Source organism: Kitasatospora sp. NPDC059146 (assembly GCF_042786665.1).
GTDB lineage: Bacteria > Actinomycetota > Actinomycetes > Streptomycetales > Streptomycetaceae > Kitasatospora.
Window position 1 is genome coordinate 44,796 of record NZ_JBHZCY010000059.1, and the last position, 8,711, is coordinate 53,506.

At 73.3% G+C, this 8,711-nt stretch carries 8 protein-coding genes and 1 riboswitch; of the genes, 2 read left to right on the forward strand and 6 right to left on the reverse strand.

From position 1 onward, the window contains the following. Positions 1-174: 174 nt before the first annotated feature. From ACFXPX_RS24135 to fhuB, 6 genes are all read right to left on the reverse strand, one after another. A complete protein-coding gene (locus ACFXPX_RS24135) occupies positions 175-1,170 on the reverse strand; it encodes a hypothetical protein (protein ID WP_380643180.1) in 996 nt (331 codons plus the stop codon). Between the two features lie 192 nt (positions 1,171-1,362). Continuing rightward, positions 1,363-2,220, reverse strand: a complete 858-nt coding sequence (locus ACFXPX_RS24140; protein WP_380643182.1) for an MBL fold metallo-hydrolase — start codon at positions 2,218-2,220, stop codon at positions 1,363-1,365. Positions 2,221-2,232: 12 nt separating this feature from the next. Next, positions 2,233-2,292: riboswitch (guanidine-III (ykkC-III) riboswitch) on the reverse strand. A gap of 41 nt (positions 2,293-2,333) precedes the next feature. Continuing rightward, entirely contained in the window at positions 2,334-2,531 is a 198-nt protein-coding gene (locus tag ACFXPX_RS24145) for a DUF397 domain-containing protein (RefSeq protein WP_380395837.1), read from the reverse strand. Continuing rightward, the gene (locus tag ACFXPX_RS24150) at positions 2,528-3,343 is read right to left on the reverse strand and encodes a Scr1 family TA system antitoxin-like transcriptional regulator (protein ID WP_380643184.1); all 816 of its coding nucleotides are present in this window, start codon (positions 3,341-3,343) and stop codon (positions 2,528-2,530) included. Before ACFXPX_RS24150 ends, ACFXPX_RS24145 begins: the two co-directional genes overlap by 4 nt. 74 nt (positions 3,344-3,417) lie before the next feature. Further along, complete coding sequence (gene fes, locus ACFXPX_RS24155; protein ID WP_380643186.1) at positions 3,418-4,536, reverse strand: enterochelin esterase; 1,119 nt, start codon at positions 4,534-4,536, stop codon at positions 3,418-3,420. Positions 4,537-4,553: 17 nt separating this feature from the next. Then, positions 4,554-6,713, reverse strand: a complete 2,160-nt coding sequence (fhuB, locus tag ACFXPX_RS24160; RefSeq protein WP_380643188.1) for a Fe(3+)-hydroxamate ABC transporter permease FhuB — start codon at positions 6,711-6,713, stop codon at positions 4,554-4,556. 105 nt (positions 6,714-6,818) lie between these two features. On the opposite strand from fhuB, the gene ACFXPX_RS24165 reads away from it, so the two are divergent. Beyond that, the gene (locus tag ACFXPX_RS24165; protein ID WP_375892002.1) at positions 6,819-7,847 is read left to right on the forward strand and encodes an ABC transporter substrate-binding protein; all 1,029 of its coding nucleotides are present in this window, start codon (positions 6,819-6,821) and stop codon (positions 7,845-7,847) included. Positions 7,848-7,872: 25 nt separating this feature from the next. Further along, positions 7,873-8,655 carry an ABC transporter ATP-binding protein gene (locus ACFXPX_RS24170; protein ID WP_380643190.1) on the forward strand — a complete coding sequence of 261 codons (783 nt, stop codon included), beginning with the start codon at positions 7,873-7,875 and terminating at the stop codon, positions 8,653-8,655. The last annotated feature ends 56 nt before the right edge of the window (positions 8,656-8,711 follow it).

Sequence of the window (8,711 nt, forward strand, 5' to 3'; positions counted from 1 at the left end):
TGGTTTGTTTTTTTTCTACACCCGCCGGGGGTCCCCGGGGCCGGGCCTCCGCTCCCGGCGTCCCCCCCGGACGTACGACCGGTGCCGCGGCCCGGCCGCCCGCCCCCCCCCCCCCACCCCCGGCCGGGGGGGCCCCCCGACTCAGCTCCGAGCCGGAGCCGCTGCGGCTTCGGCTCAGCCGAAGAGGGTGTCGTGGACGGTGGCCATCCGCGCCTGGGCGGGGTGCCTCCTGACCCAGTCCGTGATGTTGTTCACCGCGACGTCGGTGTCGGTCTCCTTGCGGTAGTCCGAGAGCCGGGATCCGGCGATCACGCCGTTGACCCCGATCTCGCCGAGCATCCGTGCCGCGCAGTCGGCACCGTCGGGTGAGGAGCCCATGGTCCAGGCGAAGACGCCGGCGATGTTCCCCGCCTCACGGTTGGCGACGCTGTCCCTGAGCCCCGTGACCTTGTCGCCGTCGGTCTTCATGCAGGTCCCGGTCAACGTGGCGAAGACCGCCGAACCGTCGGTGGCGAACCGGTGCCTGGTGGGGATTCCGCCGCCCTCCCGGGAGAAGGTGTCGCGCACCTGCGCGTAGGTGCCGGTCACGGCCGTCGACTCCAGGGGGTCCAGGTTCTGCTTGAGTGCGTTCCAGGCGGCGTCACTGCTCGACGGGTAGGGCACCTCGTACATCACCCTGATCCCGGCGGCCAGCAGTTTGTCGCGGACCAGGCCTCGCAGTGCACTGATCTGGGCGGGCTGGTCGCCGTCGGTGGACGACTTGATGTCGACCCACACGGCCGCGAGGTTCTTGCCGCTGCGCCGGGCGTTGGCGAGTGCGTCGAATACCGCGCCGGTGCGTTTCCGCTTGATGTTGACCGGGTCGACGCTCTCCGACGCCGGGTTGCCGGGGTCGCAGGAGACCCACTGCCTGGTGCCGCCGCACGCGCCGGAGACGTTGAACGCGGCATCGACCTCGACGCCGTTGTAGCCGGCGGCGAGGGCGTTGTCGACCTGGTCGGCGGAGTTCAGGTTGTGGGCGAAGACGTAGATCGGGCGCGGGGGATGCGGGGCGGCCGGGGCCGAGGTCACGGGCATCGCGGTGAGGAGGACCGCGGTGATGCCGACCGTGGCGTGGCCGCCACCCCGGAGGCGGCGCAGGCTGCGGGAGACCCGCTCGGATCGTGCCATGAGAGGACACTCCTTCCTGAGGGTCATACGTCCTGTCCATGTCAATCTCGGGAGTGAGCGGCTCCGCGGGATGTGCCCGGCGGGATGTGACGCAACTATGCCGAGCGGTCGTCAGGCGTGCAAGACCACCGATGCGGGCCAGCCGTCAGCACCCGCGCCGGCCCACCCGGGCCGGCGTGACCGCCCGGCCCCTCAGTCGTTGGGGCAGAGGATCAGGTCGTCCAGCGCGTGCCGCCGCGGCCGGTCACCGAGTTCGGCGAGGGCGGCGCGGATGCGGTGCAGGTGGTCGACGGTGAGCTGGAGCGGGGGTTCGTCGGGCTGGTGGGTGGTGCGGATCGGGTAGTCGACGCCGGGTTCGCGGGTCATCTCGATGTGGCAGCCGAGGACGTACGTGACGGGCCGCTCCCGGGTGAACGCGATCAGGCGCTCGATGCTGCGGCCGAAGGCGGGCCAGTCGTCGATGTAGAGCCGGCCGGGGTAGACGGTGTCGCCGGTGAGCAGGAAGCCCGTCCACGGGTCGTAGTAGGTGACGGCGGCCGGGTGGTGGCCGGGGGTGGCCAGGCATTCCAGGACCCGTCCGCCGCCGAGGTCGACGCGGGCGGTGGCCTCCGGGTCGTGGTCGAAGCCGAAGTACGCCCAGGCGGTGGGCCGGTCGGCGCCGACCAGGGCGGTGTCCGGCCGGTCGGCGAACTGCCCGTCCCCCGCGACGTGGTCGCCGTGCGGGTGGGTGTGCAGGACCAGCAGCGGGTAGTGGTCGCGGGGGTTGCGGGCGAGCCACTGCGCGATCAGCCCGTCGACGGTCGCCCGGAGCGGGAAGTACGCGGGCTCGGCGGTCGCTCCGGTGTCGATGAGGACCGCCCGGTCCGCCCCGAAGAGCAGGAACAGGAACGGCGCCTCGTAGTGCACCGCCTTGTTCTGCCGCAGGATGACGGTGTTCTCGTCGTACGCGTAGGCCTGGATCTCCGGGTCCGTGTCGTGCTTCGCGGACGGCGAGCCGTGGATCCACGGCACGTCCAGCGGACGGGCGATCGGTGCGTCGGCGGCGGTCATGACGACTCCCTGGGTGCGTCGTCTTGGCGGGCCGGGTACGGCGCACATCTCGTCCGGGGCGGGCGCCGTCGCGCTGCCGCCCGTGACGCTAGCACGAGGCCCGGCCAGCGGCCTCAGCCGACGTGGCGAGGAACGTTTCGGGTGAACTCGATGAAGTCGGCCCAGGCCCCAGGGGCGAAGGCGAGTTGAGGGCCGGACTTGTCCTTGGAGTCGCGGACGTGGATTGTGCCCTCGGCGTGAGCGATCTCGATGCACGAGCCGCCCTCGCTCCCGCTGTGGCTGGACTTACGCCAAGTCAACTCGCTACTCACTGGTCCTCCACCAACGCGTTGATGAACTCGGCCGACTTCTCCGGAGTGAGAGCCTGCCGAAGGATCCTTTCATGGCGTTGACTCAGGAACTGCACCTTGTCGGTGTCCGCGTGGAGCATCCCGGCTGCTTGGCCCTCCTCGTAGGCGAGCCGCTCGTGTTCCGGCAAGTCCAGGAGAACGAACGGTCCTTCCAGGCCAGGGTGGAAACCGACCGAGGGAACGATCTGGATGGCCACGTTGCGCTGCCTGCCGATGACGAGGAGGTGCAGCAACTGCTCGACGTGGGCTTCCTCCGTGCTGAGTCGGCGGTGGAGGACGTTCTCCTCGATCACGAAGTTGAACGCCTTGCTCTGGACCTTCAGCAACTCCTGACGCTCAAGGCGAGCGGCCACCCGTACCGCAACGGTCTCGTCGTCCAGCGGGGGCCAGCGTCCGTCGATGACGGTCTTGGCTGTTGCGGCGGTCTGTAGCAAGCCAGGGAAGAGCTGGTTCTCGTACCAGTTGATGACCACCGCCTCCCCTTCGTTGCGAATGTAGTCCTCAGCGAATCGCGGATACTTCTCGGGCTTCAAGTAGTCCGCCCCTGCCAGCAGGATCCCCTTCGCGCCGCACATCTCGTCCGCCACCTGCAGCAGGTGCAGCGACGGCTTGCGCCGCCCGGCCTCCATCGATCGCAGGCTCTCGTAGCTGTAGCCGGCCTCGGTCGCCAGGGCCTCGCGGCTGACTCCGGCGCGGGCGCGCCAGAGCTTGAGCTGGTCACCGCAGTACTGCCATGACATCGGCGGCGGCGTGGCGGACGAGGACGCGTTCATCGCTGACCCCCCAGGTCACTCGGTGTGGGTTCCGACGCTACGTCCGCACAGGCGTCGGGGGTATGCGAATTGACCTAAACCGTCCTTGCGGGTGACCCCAGCAGGTGCGCCAGTCCGTCGGCGAGGCCGCCGCGCCAGCAGGCGTAGTCGTGGCCGCCGTTGAACTCCTGGTAGTGGAGGTCGTAGCCGCGTGCCGTGAGCACGTCGCGCAGGTGGCGGTTCTGGGTGAGGAGCATCCACTCCTGGAGGCCGACCTCGATCCAGAACCGGGCGTCCCGGTGGGGTTCGGCGGCGAAGCGGCGGGTGAGCCACTCGCTGCCGGCGTCGAACTCGGTCTCGTCGGGCCACCAGAAGGAGCCGGACTGGGAGAGGGCGTTGCCGAAGCGGTCCGGGCGCCGGAAGGCGGCGTAGGCGGCGGTGAGGCCGCCGGCGCTCTGGCCGGCGATGGCGGTCCGGCGCGGGTCGTCGGTGGCGTCGAACTCCGCTGCGGCCCAGGGCAGGAGGCGGTCGGCGAGGAGGTCGACGAAGGCCGGGTTGCAGCTCAGGTCGTCGGGGCGGCCGGGGCCCATGGTGTGCACCAGCAGGGCGACGGTGGGCGGGATCGCGCCGTCGGCGGTCAGGTTGTCGAGGGTGTCGCCGACGGAGAGCACCTCGCCCCACATCTCGCCGTCGAGCAGTACCGCGACCGGGTACGGGCCGAGGCCGGGTCCGTACCCGGCGGGGAGGTGGACGTCGACCCGCCGCCCGGCCACCGTGCGGGGGAGGGTGCGCCCGCGCGGTACGTCCTCGCGCCGCCGGACGTACGGCTGGGCGGGGGCCTGCGGCAGGCTGAGCACGGAGGCGGGGTGGCGGCCGTCGCGGGCGGGCAGGCGGGGTTCGCTGTCGCGGGGGTCGGGGCGGGCGTGGTCGAGGACGTGCAGCCAGTCGGCGCGGGTGGTGCCGGGGGGCGCGCCGTGGAAGGGGTGCAGCTGGTAGGAGGCGCGGTGGTCGGCGCGCAGCCGGTAGGTGATCTCCCAGCGGCCGCCCCGGCGTTCCATCAGGTGGGGGGTCAGGTCGCCGGCGTGCCGGTCCTTGTCGGTGACGGTGTGGACGAGGGCGAGCACGCCGTCGCAGTCCTGTTCGGTGGAGATGAAGGTGACCAGCCGGTACGCGGCGTCGTCCGGGTCGGGTGCGATCAGCGGGAAGGCGTTCAACGTCTGTCTCTCCAGGATCAGTTGGTACGGCGCCCGAGCAGCACCCAGAGCAGGAAGGGGCCGCCGAGCACGGTGGTGACGATGCCGACGGGGATCTCCACCCCGCCGATCAGCACCCGTCCGAGGGTGTCGGCGAGCACGACGAGCAGGGCGCCGGTGAGCGCGGAGCCGAGCACCGGCACCCGGGTCGGTCCGGCGAGCCGGGCGGCGAGTACGGGTGCGGCGAGGGCGACGAAGCCGACCGGCCCGCAGATCCCGACGGCGAGCCCGGCGAGGGCGACGGCGAGCAGCAGGCAGGCGAGCCGGACCCTCCCGGGGTCGACGCCCAGCGAGGCGGCCACGCTGTCGTCGAAGCGCAGCACCGCCAGCCACCGGGCCACCACCAGGGCGGTCGGCACCAGGACGGCGAGTCCGAGGAGCGCGGGCGTGGCGATGGCGTAGTCCCGGCCGTTGAGGCTGCCGGAGGTCCAGACGTACAGCGAGCCGGCGGAGTTGAGCGAGCGCCGGGCGAGGGCGACCTGGATGACGGCCGAGGCGAGCGCCGACATGGCGAGTCCGACGACCAGCACCCGGTAGCCGCGGGCGCCGAGCCCGCCGGAGACGAGGGTGACGACCAGGACGGCGGCCAGCGCGCCGAGCGGTCCGGCCCACCAGGCGCCGAAGGTGCCGGAGGCGGTGGCGGAGATCAGTACGGCGGCGGTGGCGCCGTCGTTGACGCCGAGGAGTTCGGGGGTGGCGAGCCGGTTGCGGGCCAGGGTCTGGGTGAGGCAGCCGGCGAGTCCGAGGGCGGCTCCGGCGGCGAGTCCGGCGACGATCCGGCCGAGGCGGAACTTCTGCACCAGCAGGACGTCCAGCCGCTCGCCGTAGCCGAACACGGCCTGGAAGGTCTTGCCGAGGCCGAGTTCGTTCTGTCCGGCGTGCGCGGAGACGACCACGACGGCGAGCAGGGCGGTGGCGAGGCCGAGTCCGGCGAGCAGCGGCCGGCGCGGCACCAGCACGGACCAGGCGCCGTACCGCAGGGCCGGGTCCGGCCGCGCCGGGCGCGGTTCGGCGCGCTGGACGGGCGGGGCCTCGGCGGCGGGGTCGCCGATCGCCAGGGCGGCGGAGCGGCGGGAGCGGACGATGGCGATCAGCGCGGGGGCGCCGACCAGGGCGACGATCACCGAGACCGGCGCCTCGAAGGGCCGGGCGACCACCCGGGCGAGCACGTCCGCGCCGGTGAGCACGGCGGCGCCGAACAGCCCGGCGAACAGGGTGAGTCGGCCGATCCGGGGCCCGGCGAGGGCGCGGGCCAGGAAGCCGGCGAGCAGGCCGAGGAAGGAGATCGGCCCGGCCAGGGCGACGGCCGAGGCGGTGAGCAGGGTGACGGCGGCGGCGACGGCGGCGCGGGTGGCGCCGGGGCGGTGGCCGAGGCCGCGGGCGAGGTCGTCGCCGAGGGCGAGGGCTGTGAGCGGCCGGGTGGTGAGCAGGGCGAGCAGGAAGCCGGCGCCGAGGACGGGGGCGAGTTGGCCCAGGGTCGTCCAGCCTTCCACCCCGGCCAGCGAGCCGAGCACCCAGACCCGGTAACGGTCGTATGCTTCGGGTGAGTTGACGATGAGCACGCCGGTGATGCCGCCGAAGGTCGCGCCGACGGCGGAGCCGCCGAGGACCAGCCGCATGGGGGAGCCGCCGCCCCGGCTGCCGGCGATCAGCAGGACCAGGGTGCTGGCGAGGACGGCGCCGCCGAAGGCGAAGGCGAGGTACCCGTAGGAGGTCTGCACGCCGAGCACGGCGATGCCGAGGACGACGCCGAGCGAGGCGCCCGCGTTGACGCCGAGCAGGCCGGTCTCGGCCAGCGGGTTGCGGGTGACCGACTGGAGCTGGGCGCCGGCGACGCCGAGGGCGGCGCCGACCAGCAGCGCCGTCAGGGTGCGGGGCAGCCGCAACTCGCCGACGACGAGGGCGAGTCGGCTGTCGGCGCGGGCGCCGTCGCGGTCGAGCAGGTAGTCCAGGACCCGTCCCGGCCCGACCTCGCCGGCGCCGACCGAGAGCGAGAGCGCGGTGAGCGCGAGCAGCACCGCGACCGCCCCGGCGGCGACCGGCCAGGCGCTGTCCCGGAGGGGGCGGGCCGGTGGGGGAGGGGCGCCGGGCGCGGTGACGGCGGGCGCTTCGGGGGCGCCCACTTGCGACGATGTCATAAGGTAAGGCTAACCTAATGGCCGGAGCGTCCCGCCGGCACCGCCGTCGTGCCGGGCTGCCCGGACGCCCCCAACTCCCGTACCACCCCCGCCCCGGAGGCACCCATGCCGTACGCCCAGAGCCCGCTCCACCCCGTCCGCCGCCGCGCGGCCCAGGCGCTGGCCGTCACCGGGGCGGCCGCCCTCCTGCTCACCGGGTGCGGCTCCTCCGGGTCCTCGTCCACGTCCGCGGACCCCTCCAACTCCGCGTCCGCCGCCCCGGGCAGCGCGGCGGACGCGGCCAACGGCGGCAAGCGCACCGTCAAGGACGCCACCGGCAAGGCCGTCGAGGTCCCCGCCGAGCCCAAGCGGATCGTCACCCTCACCCAGGAGGACCTCGACGCGGTGCTCGCCCTCGGCCTCAAGCCGGCCGGCATCACCAACGGCCAGGGGCTCAACGAGCCGCCCGCGTACCTCAAGGACAAGGTCCAGGGCGTGCCGGTGGTCGGCAACCTGCTCCAGCCGGTGATGGACAAGGTGATCGCCGCCAAGCCCGACCTCATCCTGGCCGGGGACATGCAGGACGAGCAGGTGCTCAAGCAGCTGCGCGAGATCACCCCCGCCACCCTGGTCACCATGGCGCCCACCGACGACTGGAAGCTCGCCTTCCGGGGCATCGGCAACGCCGTCAACAAGCTCGACCAGGCCACCAAGGTGATCGACGACTACCAGGCCAAGGCCACCAAGGCCGGTGCCGACCTCGGCAAGAACAAGGGCGCCGCCGTCTCCATCGTCCGCTGGAACCCCACCGGCCCCAGCTGGATGGAGAAGAAGCAGTTCGCGAGCGGCGTCGCCCTCGACATGGGCCTCACCCGCCCGGCCGCCCAGGACAAGGACGGCAACGCCCACAGCCCGGCGCTCAGCCTGGAGAAGCTCGCCGAGATCGACGGCGACTGGCTGTTCCTGTCCACCCTCACCGACGACGGCAAGGCCGCCCTCAAGGACGTCCAGTCCAAGCCCGCCTACCAGCAGTTGAACGCGGTGAAGAACAACCACGCCGTCACCGTGGACGGTTCGGTCTGGTCCACCCGGGGCGGCCCGCTGGCGGCCGACGTCGTCATCGGCGACCTCGGCAAGGCCCTGTCCGGTTCCTGAGCACGCGGAACCGGGGGGCTGAGAGATGGAGTTGACGATCCAGGGCGTCACCGCCGGGTACCGCCCCGGCCGCCCGGTGCTCGGCGGCATCGACCTCACCGTGCCCGCCGGGCAGGTGGTGGCGGTGGTCGGCCCGAACGGCTGCGGCAAGTCCACCCTGCTGCGGGCGGTGGCCCGGCTGCACAGGCCGGACGGCGGGCGGATCCTGGTCGGCGGCGAGGACATCTGGCGGTTGAGCCCGCGCCGGGCCGCCCACCGGGTCGCGCTGCTCCCGCAGAGCCCGCAGGCCCCCGAGGCGGTCACCGTGGCAGGCCTGGTCCGCTACGGGCGCCACCCGCACCAGGGACTGTTCCGCCAGTGGTCGGCCGACGACGAGCGGCTCACCGCCGAGGCCCTGCGCGCCACCGGCGTCGACGCCCTCGCCGACCGCCGCCTCGACCAGCTCTCCGGCGGCCAGCGGCAGCGCTGCTGGCTCGCCATGGTGCTCGCCCAGGACGCCCCGGTGGTGCTGCTGGACGAGCCGACCAGCGCGCTCGACCTCGGCCACGCGGTGGAGGTGCTGGAACTGGTCCGCACGGTCGCGGCCGGCGGGCGCACGGTGGTGATGGTGCTGCACGACCTCGCGGCCGCCGCCCGCTACGCCGACCTGCTGGTCGCCCTGCGGGACGGCGCGGTGGTGGCCTGCGGGCCGCCCCGGGAGGTGGTGGACGCGCCGCTGGTGCGGGCGCTGTACGACATCGACAGCCACGTCCTGGCGGCCCCGGACGACGGCGCCCCGGTCATCGTCCCGCGGGCGCCCACGGGCTGAGGGGCCGGTCGGCCGTGAAGGCGGCGCCACCCGGACGGGGTGGCGCCGCCTTCACG

Bases quoted from the DNA above. Each gene is read 5' to 3' on its own strand.
- ACFXPX_RS24135 (WP_380643180.1), bottom strand. From the start codon at position 1,170: ATGGCACGATCCGAGCGGGTCTCCCGCAGCCTGCGCCGCCTCCGGGGT.
- ACFXPX_RS24140 (WP_380643182.1), bottom strand. From the start codon at position 2,220: ATGACCGCCGCCGACGCACCGATCGCCCGTCCGCTGGACGTGCCGTGG.
- ACFXPX_RS24150 (WP_380643184.1), bottom strand. From the start codon at position 3,343: ATGAACGCGTCCTCGTCCGCCACGCCGCCGCCGATGTCATGGCAGTAC.
- fhuB (WP_380643188.1), bottom strand. From the start codon at position 6,713: ATGACATCGTCGCAAGTGGGCGCCCCCGAAGCGCCCGCCGTCACCGCG.
- ACFXPX_RS24165 (WP_375892002.1), top strand. From the start codon at position 6,819: ATGCCGTACGCCCAGAGCCCGCTCCACCCCGTCCGCCGCCGCGCGGCC.
- ACFXPX_RS24170 (WP_380643190.1), top strand. From the start codon at position 7,873: ATGGAGTTGACGATCCAGGGCGTCACCGCCGGGTACCGCCCCGGCCGC.